Genomic DNA, 17898 nt, shown 5'->3' on the forward strand with positions numbered 1-17898 from the left:
AACCAACCCTGGCGGGCTGGTTCAGTGCTTCACGTCGGCCCAGACCTTGCGCTTCACCGCATAGGTCAGGCCGCCCAGGATGATCAGGAACAGGATGATGCGGATGCCCATGGCGCGCCGCTGCTCCGCTTCCGGCTCCGCCGCCCAGGCCAGGAAGGTCGTCACGTCGCGCGCCATCTGGTCCACGGTGGACTCGGTGCGGTCGGCGTATTCGACCTGCCCCGGGTTCAGCACGTTCGGCATCGCGATCTGGTGGCCGGGGAAGTAGGCGTTGTAGTTCATCCCGTCCATCAGCGTGAAGCCGGCGGGCGGGTCCTGGTACCCGGTCAGCAGCGCGTGGACGTAGACGGCGCCGTTGTGGCGGGCCTTCGTCATCACCGACAGGTCCGGCGGATAGGCGCCGTTGTTCGCCGCGCGCGCCGCCGCCTCGTTGGGGAAGGGCCGGCGGAAGCGGTCGGACAGGCGCGCCGGCCGCTCGAACATCTCGCCCTGGTCGTTCGGGCCGTCCACCACCTGGAAGCTGGCGGCGATGGCGCGGACCTGCGCCTCGGAAAGCCCGATCTCCAGCAGGTTGCGGTAGCTCAGCTGCCGCATGGCGTGGCAGGCGGCGCAGACTTCCTTGTAGACCTGGAAGCCGCGCTGCAGCGACCCGCGGTCATAGGTGCCGAAGAAGCCCGCGAAGCTGAAGCGCGTATCGGGCAGCGCGATCGCCTCCCCGGCCGCCTGGGCCGGGGCGGTGCCGAGGACCGTTGCCGCGCCGATGGCCAGCGCGCCAAGCAGGTTGCGGAAGCCCCGCAGGGACACGGTCATCAGGCCTTCTCCATCGGCTTGGCCACGGCGCCCGCCGGCAGCGGCCCGCCACCGCGCAGCACCGGAAGGGCAATGCTCTCCGGCAGCGACAGCGGCCGCTCCAGCCGCCCGAGCAGGGGCAGGATGATCAGGAAGTAGGCGAAGTAGTAGGCCGTCGCGATCTGGGAGATCAGGACATAGGGCTGTTCCGCCGGCTTGCCGCCCGCCCACATCAGGGCGAAGAAGGCGATCAGCCACGCGAACAGCGCCCACTTCGCGATCGGGCGGAAGCGCATGGACCGCACCGGGGAGGTGTCGAGCCAGGGCAGGATGAACAGCACCGCGATGGAGCCGAACATCAGCAGCACGCCGCCGAGCTTGTCCGGCACCGCGCGCAGGATCGCGTAGAAGGGCAGGAAGTACCATTCCGGCACGATGTGCGCGGGCGTCACCAGCGGGTTCGCCGGGATGTAGTTGTCGGGGTGGCCGAGGTAGTTCGGCGCGAAGAAGACCAGCGCCGCGAAGACGATGAAGTAGACCACCAGGCCGACGCTGTCCTTCACCGTGTAGTAGGGGTGGAAGGGAAGCGTGTCCTGCGGGCCCTTCGGGTCGATGCCGAGCGGGTTGTTGGAGCCCGTGATGTGCAGCGCGGCGACGTGCAGGAAGACCACGCCCGCGATCACGAAGGGCATCAGGTAGTGCAGGCTGAAGAAGCGGTTCAGCGTCGGGTTGTCGACGGAGAAGCCGCCCCACAGCCAGGTCACGATGTGCTCGCCCACGATCGGGAAGGCGGAGAACAGGTTGGTGATGACCGTGGCGCCCCAGAAGGACATCTGGCCCCAGGGCAGCACGTAGCCCATGAAGGCAGTGGCCATCATCAGCAGGAAGATGACGACGCCCAGGATCCACAGCAGTTCACGCGGCGCCTTGTAGGACCCGTAGTAGAGCCCGCGCCAGATGTGGATGTACACGACGATGAAGAACATCGACGCGCCGTTCATGTGCACGTAGCGGATCAGCCAGCCATAGTTCACGTCGCGCATGATGCGCTCGACGCTGTCGAAGGCGTAGGCCGTGTGCGGCGTGTAGTTCATCGCCAGGAAGATGCCGGTCGCGATCATGATCATCAGCGTGACCATGGCGAGCGCGCCGAAATTCCAGAAGTAGTTGAAGTTCCGGGGCGTGGGGAACGTCCCGTACTCCTTCTGCATCATGGTGAAGACCGGCATGCGCTGGTCGATCCAGCGGATCACCGGGTTGGTGAAGGTGCTGTCGTGAAGGCCGATGGCCATCTTGCCTGGCTCCTCGGGGGTTGCGGGGCTCACGGGCGGGCGCGGACCATACCGCGCCCCGGCGCCGTCAGCCGATCCGGATCTGGGTGGGAGAGGTGAAGGTGTATTCGGGAACCGCAAGGTTCAGCGGCGCCGGTCCCCGGCGGATGCGGCCCGAGGTGTCGTAGTGGCTGCCATGGCAGGGGCAGAACCAGCCATTGTAGTCGCCCTTCGGGTCGGACGACTTCTGGCCGAGCGGCACGCAGCCGAGATGGGTGCAGACGCCGAGCACCACCAGCCACTGGTCGCGCTGCACGCGCGCCTGGTCCGGCTGCGGGTCCTTCAGTTCGGACAGCGGCGTCGCGCGCGCGGCCTGCACCTCCTCCGGCGGGCGGTTGCGGACGAAGACGGGCTTGCCGCGCCACATCACCGTCACCGCCTGGCCGGCCGCGATCGGCGCCAGGTCCACTTCCGTGCTGGACAGCGCCAGCACGTCCCGCGCCGGGTTCATCGAATGGATGAAGGGCCACACCACCACGCCGACGCCCACCGCGGCGAAGGCGCCCGTCGTCAGCTTCAGGAAATCCCGCCGCGTCTCCCCGGAGCCATCGGCTCCATGGGGCGCCCCATGGGGCGCTGTAGCGGGCGCCATCGTCTCGGCCATGTCGTCGTCCCCTTCCGGTCCTCGCCCGCCGTATCCGCCCGGACGAGCCGCCATCCTCGCGCATCTTCCGCATCGGATGATGAACGGCCGGGGCCGGCACTGCCCGAACAGGGGCGCGCGCAAGCCGGGGCTGCCACCAACGACGCTGCGCCGCATATAAAGGGTGGCCTGCGATGGTGTCCATCCGGCCGCCACCCTGAAATCGCAACAGCTTCACGGCGAAGCCGCCGCGTCCCGTCACTTCCCGGCCAGGATGGGCATCCTCTTCATCCCCTGCCAATCTCCCGGTCATGGCGCGCCCGATCGGCCCGCCGATCGAGGCCATGGCGCGGCGCCCCGCCGAGCCGATCGAGGACCACCCCGGATGACTGACAGCCCCGCGCCCGTGACCCCGCCCTCCCACCCCATGGTCGCCCCCGCCCGCGCCTGGTTCGAAAGCCTGCGCGACCGCATCTGCGCGGAGTTCGAGGCGATCGAGGACGAGCTGTCATCCGGCCCCCACGCCACCCTTCCCCCGGGCCGCTTCCTGCGCACCGCCTGGGACCGGCCGGAGGGCGGCGGCGGCGTCATGTCCGTGATGAAGGGACGGGTGTTCGAGAAGGTCGGCGTCAACGTCTCCACCGTCTTCGGCGAGTTCTCGCCGGATTTCCGGAAGCAGATTCCCGGCGCGGAGCAGGATCCCCGCTTCCTGGCGACGGGCATCAGCCTGGTGGCGCATATGCGCAGCCCCCGCGTGCCGGCCGTGCACATGAACACCCGCTTCATCCTGACGACGAAGGCCTGGTTCGGCGGCGGCGGGGACATCACGCCGATGGACCACGCCGCGCCCCATTCGAAGGCGGATGCGGCAACCTTCCACGCCGCCTACCAGGCCGCCTGCGACCGCCACGACCCCACCTACTACCCCCGCTTCAAGCAGTGGTGCGACGAGTACTTCTTCCTGCCCCACCGCAACGAACCGCGGGGGTTGGGCGGCATCTTCTACGACTGGCTCGGCGACCGCACGCCGGGCCGCGGCGTGGAGGCCGACTTCGCCTTCACCAGGGATGTCGGCCTCGCCTTCCTGGAGGCCTATCCCGCCATCGTCCGCCGCCGCATGCATGAGCCCTGGACCGAGGCCGAGCGCGCCCACCAGCTGATGCGCCGCGGCCGCTACGTGGAGTTCAACCTGCTCTACGACCGCGGGACCATCTTCGGCCTCAAGACCGGGGGCAATGTGGAAGCCATCCTGATGTCCCTGCCGCCGGAGACCGGCTGGCCGTAGGATATTTACTTGCCCTCAGGCGCGTCGTGCCGCAGGCACGCCTCAGGCGCGTCGTGCCGAAGGCACGCCAGCGGCGTGACGCATGAGCGGCGGCGCCCAGTCGGGCGCCCGGCCGCCTCTGGCGGCCACCTGCAGAACAACGCTCGACATCCCCGCGACCCGCGCCAAGATGCGCGCCATTGCCGTGGGGGTGCTTCGATGGCCGAGATCACCGTGAATGGAGAGGCGCGCCGCGTCGAGGTGGAGGGCGATACCCCCCTCCTCTGGGTGCTGCGGGACACGCTGGGCCTGACCGGCACCAAGTATGGCTGCGGCGTCGCGCAATGCGGCGCCTGCACCGTGCTGGTCGATGGCGTCGCCACCCGCTCCTGCCAGGTGCCGGTGGACAGCGTCGCGGGCCGCGCCGTCACGACCATCGAGGCGATCGAGGCCGATCCCATCGGCGCCCGCCTGGTCGCCGCCTGGGTCGCGCTCGATGTGCCGCAATGCGGCTACTGCCAGTCCGGCCAGCTGATGGCGGCCACCGCCCTGCTGAAGGAAACGCCGAAGCCGGATGAGGCCGCCATCGCCGCCGCCATGACCAACCTCTGCCGCTGCGGCACCTACAACGCCATCGCCGCCGGCATCCGCCAGGCATCGGAGGCCGCGTGATGAAGGCCCCCCTCAACCTCTCCCCCCTCAACTTGTCGCGGCGCGGCGCCCTCGGTCTCGCCGGCGGCCTGCTCCTGGCCCTCGGCCTGCCCCAGCGCCCGGCCCGCGCCCAGTCCATGGGCGGCATGCAGCACGCCAGGAAGGTCCCCGCCTACCTTTCCATCAAGCCCGATGGCCGCATCACCCTGCAGAATCCCTTTGCCGAGGGCGGGCAGGGCATCCACACCGCCGTGGCCCAGCTGGTGGCGGAGGAGCTGGACGCCGACCTCGCTTCCTTCACGGTGGAAACCGCCCCGGCAGGCGCCGACTACCAGGTCCTGTTCAACGGCACGCGGCGCGTCACCGGCGGCAGCTTCTCCATCCGCAACACCACCACCCATTTCCGCATCCTCGGCGCCACCGCCCGCGCCATGCTGCTGGAAGCCGCCGCGCAGCGCCTGTCGGTCCCCGCCGCCAGCCTCTCCACCGAACCCGGCTTCGTCATCCACCCCGGCGGCCGCATCCCCTATGGCGAGTTGGCGGAGGCCGCCGCGGCGCTGCCCATCCCGACCGACGCGCAGCCGAAATCCGGCGCCGCCTTCCGCCTGATCGGCAAGCCGGAAAAGCGCCTCGACACCCGCGCCAAGTCGACCGGCCAGGCGCGCTACGGCATCGACATGCAGGTGGAGGGCATGCTCCAGGCCGCCATCCTGCACGCGCCCCGCGCCGGCGCCGATCCCGGCGCGGTGCTGAACGAGGCCGCGCTGCGCGCCATGCCCGGCGTCCATTCCGTGCATCGCCTGCCCGGCGCCGTCGCCGTGCTGGCCGACAGCTTCTGGCGCGCCCGCAAGGCCGTGGAATCCGCCCAGGTCGCCTGGACCGCGGTCGGCGGCCAGGCCGTCGTCCCCGAGGATTTTTCCAGCTCCTCGATGCTCGAAACCCTCAGATCCCAGGCCGATGCCCCCGGCAACCCGGCCTCCGACACCCAGGGCGACGCGCCCGCCATCCTCCGCGTCGCCACGAAGACGATCACCGCCGATTACGACGCCCCCTACCTCGCCCACGCCCAGCTCGAGCCCCCCTCCGCCACCGTCCGCTTCAACGCCGATGGCACGCTGGATGTCTGGACGCCGAACCAGGCGCCGGAGCAGTTCCGCGCCATCGCCGCCCGCGAAGCCAGCCTGGCCGAGGACCGCATCCGCATCCACACGCCCCTCCTCGGCGGCTTCTTCGGCCGGCACTTCACCTACGGCACCATCCACCCGATGAACCAGGCCATCCGCCTGGCCCGCGCCGCCAGCCGCCCGGTCAAGGTGATCTGGACGCGGGAGGAGGAGTTCGCCCGCGACGCCTACCGCCCCATGGGCTTCGCCCGGCTGCGCGCCAGCCTCGGCGCCGATGGCCGGATCGAGGCGCTGCACGCCACCATCCCCGGTGAGGGCCCGGTCGCCAAGCATTTCGGCACCAGCCGCCTCGGCAACCCGCCGCTCGATACCTCCGCGGTGGAGGGCGTGGCCTTCAAGCCCTACGCCATCCCGAACCGCCGCATCGAATGGGTGCATGTCCCCCACCCCATCAATGTCGGCTTCTGGCGCTCCGTCGGCCATTCCATGAACGACTTCTTCCTCGAAGCCTTCCTGGATGAGGTCGCGGAGGTCGCGGGCCAGGATCCCCTCGCCTTCCGCCGCGCCCACCTCGCCCATTCCCCCCGCCACCAGGCCCTGCTCGACGCGGTTCTGGACCTCGCCGGCGGTTGGCGCCGCGGGCCCTTCGAGGCACCGGACGGCACCCGCCGCGCGCGCGGAATCGCCATGGCCTCCCCCTTCGGGACGGAGGTCGCGACCATCGCCGAGGTCTCGCTGCGGCAGGGCGAGGTGGTGGTCCATGACCTCTTCATCGCCATCGACCCCGGCAGCATCGTCAACCCCGCCATCATCCGCGCCCAGGTCGAAAGCGCCGCCGCGATCGGCCTGTCCGCCGCCTGCTTCGAGGAAATGGGCTTCGAGGATGGCCGCCCCATCCCGCGCAACTTCGACGCCTACCGCATCCTCTCGCGCGCCGAGATGCCGAAGGTGCATGTCCGCATCGTCGAATCCGGCGCCCCCATGGGCGGCGTCGGCGAACCCGGCACCCCGGGCGTGCCGCCCGCCGTCGCCAACGCCATCGCCGCGCTGACCGGCCGCCGCATCCGCAGCCTGCCCTTCGCGAAGGAACGCATCGGCGCGGCGTGAGGGCGGTTGAAGCGCTGGCGTAGGATGCGAATTATACATATAATTCGCATCCTGCGCCGCCAAGGAGCGCCACGCCCGTGCGTGTCACCACCGCCGACTTCATCCGCAACTTCGGCACCCTGGCCGACCGCGCGCTCGGGGAGCCCGTGACCATCACCAAGAACGGGCGCGACCGCCTCGTCGTGGTGTCGGCCGCGGAATATGAACGGCTGAAGCGCCGCGACCGCGCCGCCATGGCGGCGGGCGATGTCACGGATGAGGACGCGGCCTTGATCGCCGCAGCGGAAGTTCCCGCTGACCAGGCGCATCTCGATGCCGAATTGGCGGAGCCGCCGCGCTGACCTGGCCGGAACCACAGCCAGGCCTCGTCATACGCTATGGCTATCTCTGGCGCCGCGAAGCGCAGCAGGGGCGGGAGGAAGCGGCCAAGGACCGCCCCTGCGCCATCATCCTCGCCGTGGTCGATGACGCCGGCCGGCAACGAATCCTGGCCCTCCCCGTCACCCACACGCCGCCCGCTGCCGCCACCGATGCGGTCGAGATCCCGCCGGCGACCAAGCAGCGCCTCGGCCTCGACGAGGCCAGGTCATGGATCGTGGTGACGGAGGCCAACGCCTTCACCTGGCCTGGCCCGGATCTGCGGATGCTGCCAGGCCAGGGTCCGGAAAGCGCGGCCTATGGCTTCCTGCCGCCAGGCCTGTTCCGCCTCGTCAGGGACCGGTTCCTGGAAGCCCGGCGGCGGCAACGCGCCGCACTCGTGGCGCGGACAGAATAGCCCCCTACCGCCGCCGCTTCGTCAGGATCGGCGGCGGTACGCCGCCGATCTCCCGCAGCTCCGCCTCCAGCGCATCATGCTGCCGGCGGAGATCGGCCACATGCGCATCGCGCTGCGCCATCTCCGCCGGCGTCTTCATCTTCCAGTCCTGCGCGCGCTGGATCTCCTCCCGCTTCGCCAGGATCATCTCCTTCAGCTGTTCCCGCCGCGCGATCCGCTCCGGCGGCTCCGGTTCGGGCTCGGGCTCCGGGTCGGCGGCGATCCCGTGGCCCGTGCCGCCTTCCAGCACCGCCGGCTGCTCCGGCCAGAAGGCATCCGCCGCCGCCAGGCCCTCGAACAGCCGGATCAGGCGGGACCAGCGCACGCGCTGCCCGGCAAAGCCCTCGCCCGCCGCCTGCAGCCCCGCGCCACGGCCGACATGCACCCGCCGCCGGCCCCACCGCGCCTCCCCCTGTTCCAGGAACAGCGCCGCCACGGCGGGGCCATGGGTCTCCGCCAGGAAGGCCTCCACATCCGCCATCCGGGGCGGGCGCGCCAGGCTGCGGCGCCAGTCCCGCCAATGCGCCATCACGTCCCGCGCATCGAGCAGGATCTGCAGCTTCTCGAAGGCCGGATCGCTGAACGCCTCCGCGACCCAGAGCCAGCCCCAGCGCGCGACGTAGGTGATCGCGAAGGCCGCCTCCGCCACCGCCACGCGGCCGCGATGCGCGATCCCCCACAGCACCGCGCCCGCCAGCACCAGGGGTGCGGGCTCCGGCGGCACCTCCGCCAGCGCCAGCCCGGCCAGCGAGGCCGCGCCCAGCATCGCCGCCACCCCATCCACCATCACCAGCAGCAGGGAGGCCAGCTTGAAGCCCCGCCGCACGCGCCGCCGCCGCGGCGGCCGTTCCGCCAGCGCCTCCGCCGGGCGCTGCCGGGGCCGCCTTCCGGCAGGCCGCACGCCCTGATGGGTCGCGAGCGTGGCGCGGGACTTGTCCAGCAGCGCGGCCACGTCGGCGCGCTGCCCGGCCAGGCCGGATTGCTCCAGCCGTTCCACCAGCATCCGCAATTCCGACAGCGATTGGGCCTGCGCCGCCATGCATACCTCCGGCCTTCCTTGTCCACGACCGGGATTAGGCTTCGGTAAAGGCGGGTGCTTTCACGCTGCCGGGGGATGGCTGGCCCCGCCGCCGCCAAGCCTCTATCCTGCCGCCAACAAAGGGGAGACATCCGGAATGACGACGCGCCGCATCCTGCTCGGCACCAGCCTGGCCGCGCCCTTCCTCGCCACCACCGGCGCGCTGGCGCAGGGACAATGGCCCAACCGCACCGTCCGCGTGATCGTGCCCTGGCCGCCCGGCGGCTCCACCGACGTGCTCTGCCGCCTGCTCTGCGAACAGCTCCAGCAGAAGACCGGCCAGACCTTCGTGCTGGAGAACCGGCCCGGCGCCGGCGGCAACATCGGCGCGGATGCGCTCGCGAAGTCGACGCCCGATGGCTACACCATGGCACCGCTGACGCTCGGCGCCTGGCACATCAACAGCTTCCTCTATTCCCGCCTGCCCTATGACCCGCAGCGGGACTTCCAGCCGATCTCGATGCATTGGGAACTGCCCAACGTCCTGATCGTCTCCGCCCAGCACAACCCGGCCAACAACTTCGCGGAGTTCCTGGCCTGGGCGAAGGCGCAGCGCCAGGGCGTCTCCTACGGCTCCCCGGGCGTGGGCACCACCGCCCACCTCTCCGGCGCGCTGTTCACCAGCCGCCTCGGCATCGATGGCACGCATGTGCCGTTCCGCGGCGCGGCGCAGATCATCCCGGCGATGCTCTCGGGCGACCTCAACTTCGCGCTCGACAACCTGGCCAGCTACATCCCGGTCATCCAGGAAGGCCGCATGAAGGCCTTCGCGGTCAGCGGCGCCGAACGCTGGTCCACCCTGCCCAACGTGCCGATCATGGCGGAGGTCGGCGTGCCCGACTTCGTCATCACCTCCTGGTGCGCCATGGCCTTCCCGGCCGGCGTCCCCGCGCCGATCGTGGAACGGGCCTCCGCGCTCATCCGGGAAGTGACGGAGCCGCCGGCCATGCAGGAACGCTTCCTCCGCGCCGGCGCCAAGGGCGTGTTCAGCACGCCGGCGGAGGTCACGGCCCGCGTCGCGCGGGAACGGCCGGTCTGGCAGGAAGTGGTGCGGATCTCCGGGGCGCGGCTCGACTGATTGGACAGGGGGAGCGCTGCTCCCCCTGACCCCCTCGCCAGGGTCCAAGGGGACCCTGGACCGCCGGATCCTGCCGAACGATTGCCGGGGGCCGGCATCGTGTCGCCTGGCGTCCGAGGAAGGCAACGCCGCGTCCGGCCTCGCTGACACGATGTCCGGATCCCTGATCCGGATCATGACACACGGTCATCCTCACGGCGTCGTCAGCCTCGTCGCGCCCGCGTGAATTAACACGCGCAAACATTCATAGTCTCTGCGCCTCTCGCGGCCCGCCATCCACCGATGGCGGGCCGCGCCTTTTGAAAAAGGGAGGCATCCGTCGATGCAACGACGAGACTGGACAGATATCATTGGCGGAATCGCCCTGATTCTATTTGGCATCTGGTTTCACTTCCATGCCCGCGCGGATTACAGCCTGGGCGATCTGCGTCGCATGGGGCCGGGTTTCTTCCCCGCGGTGCTCGGTATCCTCGTCGCCATCCTCGGCGCCCTGACCATCATCCCCGCCCTGTTCCGCCCGGGCGAGCTGCCCGTGCCCAAGATCCGCGCCCTGGTCGCCATCATCGCCGGCGGCCTCGCCTTCGCCTGGGCGATCGAGCCGCTGGGCCTGATCCCGGCCACCGTGCTGCTCATCGCCATCGTGACCCAGGCCGAGCCCGCGCCGCCCGTGCTCCGCACGGCGATCCTCGCCGTCTCGCTCTCCGCCATGGCGGTGCTGGTCTTCACCGTGGGGCTCGGCATCCCCATCCCGGCCGTGCGCTGGTCCACCTTCGGCTGGGGGTACTGAGATGGAAACCATCGCCATGCTGGGCTTTGGCTTCGCCACGGCCTTCTCGCCCGAGAACCTGTTCTACTGCTTCCTCGGCGTCTTCCTCGGCACCTTCATCGGCGTGCTGCCGGGCATCGGCTCGCTGGCCACCATCTCCATGCTGCTGCCGCTCACCTTCCACGTGCCGGCGACGACGGCGATCATCATGCTCGCCGGCATCTACTACGGGGCCAGCTATGGCGGCTCCACCGCCTCCATCCTGCTGAACCTGCCCGGCACGCCATCCGCCGCGGTCGCCTGCCTCGATGGCTATCCGATGTCGCAGAAGGGCCGCGCCGGCGTCGCGCTGTTCATCACCACCATCGCCTCCTTCGTCGGCGCCAGCCTCGGCATCGTCATCCTGACCATGTTCGCGCCGAAGCTGGCGGAGGTCGCGCTCCTGTTCGGCCCCGCGGACTACTTCGCCATGATGCTGCTCGGCCTGGTCGCGGCGGCGACGCTGGCGCAGGGCTCCCCCGCCAAGGGCATCGCCATGGTGCTGTTCGGCCTCTGCCTCGGCATGGTCGGCACCGATGTGCAGACCGGCCAGCAGCGCTTCACCTTCGACATCCCCTACCTCTCCGACGGCATCAGCCTGGTGGCCGTCGCCATGGGCATCTTCGGCGTGGCGGAGGTGATCGGCAGCATCGGCCGCATCCGCAGCGGGGAGGTCGCGGCGCAGAAGATCACCATGCGCTCCATGCTGCCGAACCGGGAGGAATGGAGCCGCAGCTGGAAGCCCATGCTGCGCGGCACCGGCGTCGGCTCCTTCTTCGGCGCGCTGCCCGGCGCGGGCGGCACCATCGCCTCCTTCATGTCCTATGCCGTGGAAAAGCGCATCGCGAAGGACCCGTCCCGCTTCGGCAAGGGCGCGATCGAGGGTGTCGCCGCCCCGGAATCCGCCAACAACGCCGCCGCCCAAACGGCCTTCATCCCGACGCTGACGCTCGGCATCCCCGGTGACTCGGTGATGGCGCTGATGCTCGGCGCCCTGATCATCCAGGGCATCCAGCCGGGTCCCCGCCTGATGACGGAATATCCGGAGCTGTTCTGGGGCCTGATCGCCAGCTTCTGGATCGGCAACATCATGCTGGTCATCCTCAACATCCCGCTGATCGGGCTGTGGGTGCGGATGCTGCGGATCCCCTATTCCATCCTCTATCCCGCGATCCTGCTGTTCATCTGCATCGGCGTCTTCACCATCAACAACAGCTATTTCGACGTGCTGGTGGTGATGGCCTTCGGCGTGCTGGGCTACGCGATGACGCTGCTGAAGTTCGAGGCCGCGCCCCTCATCCTCGGCTTCATCCTGGGCCCGCTGATGGAAGAACATCTCCGCCGCGCGATGCTGCTGTCCCGCGGCAGCCTCGATGTCTTCATCAACCGGCCGATCAGCGCGAGCTTCCTCGCCGTCACGGCGCTGCTGCTGCTCTTCGCGATCTATGTGACGATCCGCGGGGCGCGGAAGCCGGTGCCGATGGTGGTGCAGGCGGCAACGCCGGACCGCTGACGCCGGCGCGGGGGGACACCGTCCCCCTGCCACCGCGCCATCACGCCGCCGGGCAACGGAGCCCGGCGGCAGAGGCCCTAACGGCCAGCACCGACCGCTTCGCGATAGTATCCCAGGTCGATGTATTTCATCGGGTCGGTCAGGGATGTCCCGGGCGGCCCGAACTGGCTCCGCAACGCCAGGACCGTGCGGATGCCCGCGACGTCGATCGCCGCCCGGCGCTCGAAGCCGTTCGTCGCATGCAGCAGCACGCGGTAGGAGGCATCGGCCACCTGCTCGCTCATGCCCGGCACGTTGCGACGGAGCAGGGAAATGGCCTCCGCACGGTTGGCCGGATCATACAGCCAGGCGAGCGCATCGACGGTGCCGCGGATATAGCCGATGACCTCCGCCCGGTGCGCCTGCGCCCAGCTTCGCCGCGTTGCCCCGACAAGGCCCTGATAGGCGCCGAGCATCCCCGCCCCGTCGGCCAGGGTGCGGAACCCCTGCGCCTCCGCCTGCACCTCGAAGGGCGAGATCAACAGCGTGCCGGCGTGCCGCTTGTCCAGCAACGCCTGGTAGCGCTGCATCACGCCGCCGGCACGGACGTAGCTGACCTCCTCCTGCCGCAGCCCGCCGAGTTCCACGAGCTTGCGCAGCACGAAGGCATAGCCGGTCGTCAGCGCATCCACGGAAAGCTCCCGGCCGCGCAGATCGGCGAAGCTCGTGACCTCCGGCACGGTCACCAGGCGCAGGAAGCCGTTATCCCCGCCCATGACCGCGACGAGGTCGGAGGCGGGCGGCAGCCCGGCGTCGTTATGGCCCTCGGCATAGGCGATGACGTTGTCGATGGCGGTCACCGCCATGTCGAACCGGCCGCCGATGAGGTTCGTGAGTTGGAAGGTCGAGTTCGGTGTCGGTGTCAGGCGGATCTCGACGCCGTGGCGGGCGAAGTGCCCCTTCTCCATGGCGACCCAGATCGGCCAGTTGAAGCCGCCCGGGAAGGTGATGAGTTCGATGGGACGCAGCGCCTGGCTTCGCGCGGCAGCGGGCAGGGCCATCCCGCCGGCCAGCGCAAGCTGGAACAGCCTTCTGCGGCCTGTTGGCCAATGCGGCATCGTCACGCCGTTTCCTCCCCTTGGTTCCCGGCTGCTCCAGGGCGTCATGGCGGCCCGGGAAACGGGCTCCGGGGCATTTCGCGCCGAAGGAACCAGTCGCCCATGCACGGCCGCACGCTCATTGCGCCAGCGTCCGTCGGAGCTTTCCAGAAACGGGTCACCGCGTACAGGCAGCACCGGCCGGTCGGTGCCGCGGTCTGAAGGGGGAGTTCCACTCCCCCTTCACCCCCTCGCCAGGGTCCATGGGGACCCTGGACCGCCGGGTTTTTGAGATCGAAATCAGACTGATGACGGTCCAGGGGGGTCTCCCCCCCCCTGGTCCCTTTGGGCGGATGGGGCGTGGGGAAGGCAGCGCCTTCCCCACTATGCGAGCGATGTCATCTGATGGATGGGGCAGGAAGAACCCCATCGACGGACAGGCGTGGATCCGGCTGCCTCCGCGTCGCCGCCCTCAGCGATCCTGCTGGTAGCCCTGGTGCCGGGTGTTCTGGTGCGTGTTGCCCTGCCGGCCCTGCTGCTCGACCTTCCGGTTCTTCGAATCGATGTTGGCCTGCGCCTCGTTCGGCGGCAGCGGGCTGCCGCCGGGGTTGTTGCCGCCGCCGGGGCTCTGGTTGGCCGGCGGCACGGGCGGGATCTTGGCGTTCGACATGGATTGGTCCTCCTTGCTTGACGCCCGAACCAACGCCCCTCGCGCATCGCCGTTCATTGCGGGTCTCCTGGGCGGGCCCCTCCTGGCCTTCGGCGGCCGAACCCGCCATATCGGCGCCGTGGACCTCTCCTCCCCCGCCGGCCGGCAGCGCGCCTGGCTCAATTCCCTGCTCGTGGATCACGCGATCCTCCGCATCTCCTGGCGCAACTGGGGGGAGGTCTCGCGCGGCCGCCTCTACCGCTCCAACCATCCCCTCCCCTGGCAGCTGGCGGCGGCGCAGCGGCGGTTCGGGCTGAAATCGGTGCTGAACCTGCGCGGCCACCGGCAGGATTGCGGGTCGGACGCGCTCGGCAGGGCGCGGGCGGGTGAGCTCGGCCTGATCCATGCCGATGCCCCCTTCGAGAGCCGCGGCGCGCCGCACAAGGACCGCATCCTGCGCCTGGTCGATCTGCTGCCCACCTTGCCGGAACCCCTCCTGATCCACTGCAAGTCGGGCGCCGACCGCACCGGGCTGATCGCCGGCATCTGGCTTATCCTGAATGGCCATTCCGTGGCCGAAGCGCTGGGCCAGTTGCATTGGCGCTTCGGCCACGTCGCCGCCAGCCGCACCGGGATCCTCGACGCCTTCTTCCAGGACTACGCCACCCACCAGGCCGCCCACGGCCCGAAGCCCTTCCTGGACTGGCTGAGGGAGGACTACGACGAGGCCGATCTCCGTGCCCGGTTCCGGTCGAAGGCCTGGGCGGACCGGCTGGTGGATGGGGTGCTGAAGCGCGAATAGGCTTGCGGTCTGCCGGAGCAAGGAATATAGTCCTTGCCTCTCCGGCACCCCCGCGGAATGACCCTCCCCACCCCTTGATGCCGCCCCCGGCCTGGGGGATCAGACGCCCAACGACATGACGCGGAGTTGCCCACCATGAAGCTCGCCTCCCTCGCCGTGATCGGCCTGGCCCTCGGCCTCGCCGCCTGCTCCTCCAGCGCCGATTCGGATGCGGCCGCGGCGGGCCGTGGCGGGGCGGGCGCCGGCGGGCCGGGCGGCGCGGGCGGCATTGGCACCTCGCCGCTGGGCGGGCTCGGCAGCGGCAATTTCCGCCCCGGCTCGCAGGAGGAGTTGGCCGGCAGCATCGGGGACCGCGTCCTCTTCGCCACCGATTCCGTGCAGGTGGGCGCCGACCAGCGGCCCATCCTCTCCCGCCAGGCGGAGTGGCTGAACCGCTACCGCCAGGTGCAGGTCACGATCGAGGGCCATGCCGACGAACGCGGCACCCGCGAATACAACCTCGCCCTCGGCCAGCGCCGCGCCAATGCGGCGCGGGACCTGCTGGTGGCGGATGGCGTGGCCAGCACGCGGATCCAGACCATCTCCTACGGCAAGGACCGCCCGGTGGAGCTCGGCTCCAACCAGGCGGCCTGGGCGCAGAACCGCCGCGCGGTGACGGTCGTTCGCTAGACCTATTTCCGAATCATCGGGAAAAACCCGCGAAAATCGGTGCTAAAGACGGCTAATCGGCATAATCGGCTAAAAGGGGTTAGTGACTAAAAAGTCACGGCTGGCGCGCGGCGAAATCCTCGAGCGCCGCGACGCCGCCCTTGACCAGCAGCGGGATGGCGCGGGCGATCCGCGCCACCGGCCAGTCCCACCAGGCCAGCGCCACGAGGCGCGCCGCCTCCTCCTCCGTGTAGCGCCGCCGGATCACCCGGGCCGGGTTGCCCGCCACCACGGCGTAGTCCGGCACGTCGCTGCCCACCACGGCGCGGGCGCCCACCACCGCGCCATGGCCGATCCGCACGCCGGGCATCACCAGCGCCTCCATGCCGATCCAGACGTCATGGCCGATCACGGTGTCCCGGCCGGGCTTGAAGGGGTAGTCCGCGAAGGGCAGCGCGCCGAGGAAGCCGCCGCCGAGGATGCCGAAGGGGTAGGTGGAGGGCCCCTCCATCGCATGCATCGCGTCCGGGAACATGAAGCGCGCGGCCGTCGCGATGGCGCCGAAGCGCCCGATCCGCAGCTTCGCGCCCGAGGCGCCGAAATTGTAGAGCAGGTTGCGCCGGAAGAAGTCCCGGGCGTGGAGCGGGTCATCGTAATAGGTGAAGGCGCCCACTTCGACGTTGCGGATCTCCGGCAGGCTGTCGAGCAGCGGCTTCAGGAACACCACCCGCGGCTTGTTGGCGACGGGATGGATGGCATCCGGGTCCGGCAGCGCCTCGGCCTCGGCGCGGGTGCGGGTCATGCCGCGAAGGCCTGGGTGCGGACCAGCCGCGCATAGAGCCCGTCCTGCGTCATCAACTCGGCATGCGTCCCCTGCTCCACCGCGCGCCCGCCCTCCATCACCACGATGAGGTCGGCGTCCCGCACGGTGGAGAGGCGGTGGGCGATGACCAGCGTCGTGCGCCCCGCCCGCAGCCGTTCCAGCGCCTGCTGCACCAGCGCCTCGTTCTCCGCATCGAGGGCACTCGTCGCCTCATCCAGCAGCAGGACGCGGGGATTGCGCAGCAGCGCGCGGGCCAGGGAGACGCGCTGCCGCTGCCCGCCCGAGAGCCGGTTGCCGCCGGTGCCGAGTTCGGTGTCGTAGCCCTGCGGCAGCGCCGCCAGGAATTCGTGGGCCGCCGCCGCCCGCGCGGCCGCCTCAACCTCGGTCCGCGTGGCGCCGGGCCGGCCGCAGGCGATGTTGGCGAAGGCGGTGTCGTCGAACAGCACGGCGTCCTGGCCGACATAGGCGATGGCGTCGCGCAGGCTCTCCAGCGTCACGCCGCGGATATCGGCGCCATCGATGCGGATCGCGCCCTCCGTCACCTCATAGAGCCGCGGCACCAGCGCCAGCGCGGTGGATTTGCCGGCCCCTGAGGGCCCGACCAGCGCCACGGTGCGCCCGGGCGCCGCGGTGAAGGAAAGCCCCCGCAGCGCCGCATCCGGCACGCCCTCATAGGCGAAGCCCACCCCCTCGAAGGCCACGCTCCCCTCGCCCGCCGGCAAAGGCTGCGCGGTCGCGGCATCCAGGATGCGCGGCCGCTCATCGACGCTGGCGAAGGTGCGCGACAGGCCGGCGAGCCCCTCCTGCAGCGCGGCGTTCAGGCTGCCCAGCGCACGCGCCGGCCGCGCCGCGATCAGCAGCGCGGCCACGAAGCCCGTGAAGTCGCCGATCGTGCCGAGCCCTTCCGAGACCCGCCAGCCCACGAAACCCAGCACCAGCGCCACCGCGAAGCCGCCGAGGGCCTCCAGCACCGGGTCGAGGCGCGCGCGTGTCCGCTGGATGGCAAGCTGGCTGTCCCGCAGCCTGGCGAAGGCGGCATCCGCGCGCGCCTCCTCCTGCGCCTCCAGCCGGTAGCTGCGGACCACGCGGGCGGCGCCGAAGCTCTCCACCAGCAGCGCCGACGTCTCCCCCACCCGGTCCTGCATCCCCGCGGAGGCGCGGCGGATGCGCTTGCCGATGCGCAGGATCGGCACGATGGCGACGGGATAGAGAAGGGAGGCCAGCAGGGCCATCTTCCAGTCCATCCAGAGCATGGAGCCCACGAGGCCCACCACGGTCAGGATATCGGCGATGCCGCTGATGGCCTTGGTCAGCGCCTCCCGGATCAGGGCGGCGTCCGTGGTGAAGCGGGCGGCATGGCGGGCCGGCGCATCCCGCGCCACCGCGGCCAGGTCGGCCCGCGTCAGCGCCCGGAACAGGTCCCGCTGCAGGTCGGTGATGACGCCGAGCACCACCTTCTGCATGGCGACCGCCTGGCCATACATGGTGAGCGCGCGGGCCAGCGTGACCGCGATGATGACGGGCGGCAGCGCCCAGACCACGCGGGCATCGCCCTCCGCGAAGAGGTTGAAGGCCTGCTGGATGATCAGCGGGTAGAGCGCCGTCGTCCCCGCCACGCCCAGCGTGCAGGCGATGGCGATCGCCACCCCGCCGGGATAGCGCCGGATGTAGCTGCGCCAGAGGCGCCGGACGAGCGGGAGGGAGGCGGCATCGAAGGCAGGGCGGGCCATGGGCGCCGTGTAGTCCAAGCAGGGACCGAGGGC

18 protein-coding genes are annotated in these 17898 nt (G+C 70.4%); 10 read left to right on the forward strand and 8 right to left on the reverse strand.

Translation table 11 applies throughout. The annotated features are described in order from the left end of the window. Positions 1-21: 21 nt before the first annotated feature. The 3 genes from G3576_RS11655 to petA form a co-directional block, all read right to left on the reverse strand. Positions 22-810: a cytochrome c1 gene (locus tag G3576_RS11655; protein ID WP_164694579.1), complete on the reverse strand. Its 789-nt coding sequence runs from the start codon at positions 808-810 to the stop codon at positions 22-24. Next, entirely contained in the window at positions 810-2081 is a 1272-nt protein-coding gene (locus tag G3576_RS11660; RefSeq protein ID WP_164694580.1) for a cytochrome b, read from the reverse strand. Before G3576_RS11660 ends, G3576_RS11655 begins: the two co-directional genes overlap by 1 nt. Positions 2082-2148: 67 nt before the next feature. Further along, positions 2149-2724, reverse strand: coding sequence for a ubiquinol-cytochrome c reductase iron-sulfur subunit (gene petA / locus G3576_RS11665; RefSeq protein ID WP_207622780.1), 576 nt, complete (start codon positions 2722-2724; stop codon positions 2149-2151). A gap of 364 nt (positions 2725-3088) precedes the next feature. Between petA and hemF the strand changes: the two genes are divergently transcribed. The 5 genes from hemF (at position 3089) to G3576_RS11690 (ending at position 7624) form a co-directional block, all read left to right on the forward strand. Next, positions 3089-3988 carry an oxygen-dependent coproporphyrinogen oxidase gene (gene hemF, locus G3576_RS11670; RefSeq protein ID WP_164694581.1) on the forward strand — a complete coding sequence of 300 codons (900 nt, stop codon included), beginning with the start codon at positions 3089-3091 and terminating at the stop codon, positions 3986-3988. A gap of 198 nt (positions 3989-4186) precedes the next feature. After that, complete coding sequence (locus G3576_RS11675; protein WP_164694582.1) at positions 4187-4639, forward strand: (2Fe-2S)-binding protein; 453 nt, start codon at positions 4187-4189, stop codon at positions 4637-4639. Further along, entirely contained in the window at positions 4639-6849 is a 2211-nt protein-coding gene (locus G3576_RS32295; protein WP_164694583.1) for a xanthine dehydrogenase family protein molybdopterin-binding subunit, read from the forward strand. The genes G3576_RS11675 and G3576_RS32295 overlap by 1 nt, the downstream gene beginning before the upstream one ends. Before the next feature lie 77 nt (positions 6850-6926). Beyond that, positions 6927-7190 carry a type II toxin-antitoxin system prevent-host-death family antitoxin gene (locus G3576_RS11685; RefSeq protein ID WP_164694584.1) on the forward strand — a complete coding sequence of 88 codons (264 nt, stop codon included), beginning with the start codon at positions 6927-6929 and terminating at the stop codon, positions 7188-7190. Positions 7191-7306: 116 nt separating this feature from the next. Further along, positions 7307-7624: a hypothetical protein gene (locus G3576_RS11690; protein ID WP_328728952.1), complete on the forward strand. Its 318-nt coding sequence runs from the start codon at positions 7307-7309 to the stop codon at positions 7622-7624. A 4-nt stretch (positions 7625-7628) separates the two neighbouring features. Here the strand turns inward: G3576_RS11690 and G3576_RS11695 are convergent, their stop codons facing one another. Further along, positions 7629-8702, reverse strand: a complete 1074-nt coding sequence (locus G3576_RS11695; RefSeq protein ID WP_164694585.1) for a hypothetical protein — start codon at positions 8700-8702, stop codon at positions 7629-7631. A gap of 136 nt (positions 8703-8838) precedes the next feature. Between G3576_RS11695 and G3576_RS11700 the strand changes: the two genes are divergently transcribed. The 3 genes from G3576_RS11700 (at position 8839) to G3576_RS11710 (ending at position 12137) form a co-directional block, all read left to right on the forward strand. Then, the gene (locus G3576_RS11700) at positions 8839-9819 is read left to right on the forward strand and encodes a Bug family tripartite tricarboxylate transporter substrate binding protein (protein WP_164694586.1); all 981 of its coding nucleotides are present in this window, start codon (positions 8839-8841) and stop codon (positions 9817-9819) included. A gap of 322 nt (positions 9820-10141) precedes the next feature. Continuing rightward, the gene (locus tag G3576_RS11705; protein ID WP_164694587.1) at positions 10142-10606 is read left to right on the forward strand and encodes a tripartite tricarboxylate transporter TctB family protein; all 465 of its coding nucleotides are present in this window, start codon (positions 10142-10144) and stop codon (positions 10604-10606) included. Between the two features lies 1 nt (position 10607). Then, positions 10608-12137: a tripartite tricarboxylate transporter permease gene (locus G3576_RS11710; RefSeq protein ID WP_164694588.1), complete on the forward strand. Its 1530-nt coding sequence runs from the start codon at positions 10608-10610 to the stop codon at positions 12135-12137. Positions 12138-12214: 77 nt separating this feature from the next. Here the strand turns inward: G3576_RS11710 and G3576_RS11715 are convergent, their stop codons facing one another. Both G3576_RS11715 and G3576_RS11720 read right to left on the reverse strand, forming a co-directional pair. After that, complete coding sequence (locus G3576_RS11715) at positions 12215-13234, reverse strand: ABC transporter substrate-binding protein (RefSeq protein WP_164694589.1); 1020 nt, start codon at positions 13232-13234, stop codon at positions 12215-12217. A gap of 451 nt (positions 13235-13685) precedes the next feature. Further along, the gene (locus G3576_RS11720; protein WP_164694590.1) at positions 13686-13883 is read right to left on the reverse strand and encodes a hypothetical protein; all 198 of its coding nucleotides are present in this window, start codon (positions 13881-13883) and stop codon (positions 13686-13688) included. Positions 13884-14001: 118 nt separating this feature from the next. Between G3576_RS11720 and G3576_RS11725 the strand changes: the two genes are divergently transcribed. Both G3576_RS11725 and pal read left to right on the forward strand, forming a co-directional pair. After that, on the forward strand, positions 14002-14664 hold the full coding sequence (locus G3576_RS11725; protein ID WP_407926113.1) for a tyrosine-protein phosphatase: 663 nt from the start codon (positions 14002-14004) through the stop codon (positions 14662-14664). A 135-nt stretch (positions 14665-14799) separates the two neighbouring features. Next, positions 14800-15333, forward strand: a complete 534-nt coding sequence (gene pal / locus G3576_RS11730; protein ID WP_164694592.1) for a peptidoglycan-associated lipoprotein Pal — start codon at positions 14800-14802, stop codon at positions 15331-15333. A 94-nt stretch (positions 15334-15427) separates the two neighbouring features. On the opposite strand, the gene G3576_RS32560 is transcribed toward pal, so the two are convergent. Together G3576_RS32560 and G3576_RS11740 are read right to left on the reverse strand one after the other, a co-directional pair. Continuing rightward, positions 15428-16114 carry a CatB-related O-acetyltransferase gene (locus G3576_RS32560; RefSeq protein ID WP_164694593.1) on the reverse strand — a complete coding sequence of 229 codons (687 nt, stop codon included), beginning with the start codon at positions 16112-16114 and terminating at the stop codon, positions 15428-15430. Continuing rightward, positions 16111-17865, reverse strand: coding sequence for an ABC transporter ATP-binding protein (locus tag G3576_RS11740; protein WP_164694594.1), 1755 nt, complete (start codon positions 17863-17865; stop codon positions 16111-16113). The genes G3576_RS32560 and G3576_RS11740 overlap by 4 nt, the downstream gene beginning before the upstream one ends. Positions 17866-17898: the final 33 nt, after the last annotated feature.

The organism is Falsiroseomonas algicola, from assembly GCF_011040385.1.
Classification (GTDB): Bacteria; Pseudomonadota; Alphaproteobacteria; order Acetobacterales; family Acetobacteraceae; genus Falsiroseomonas; species Falsiroseomonas algicola.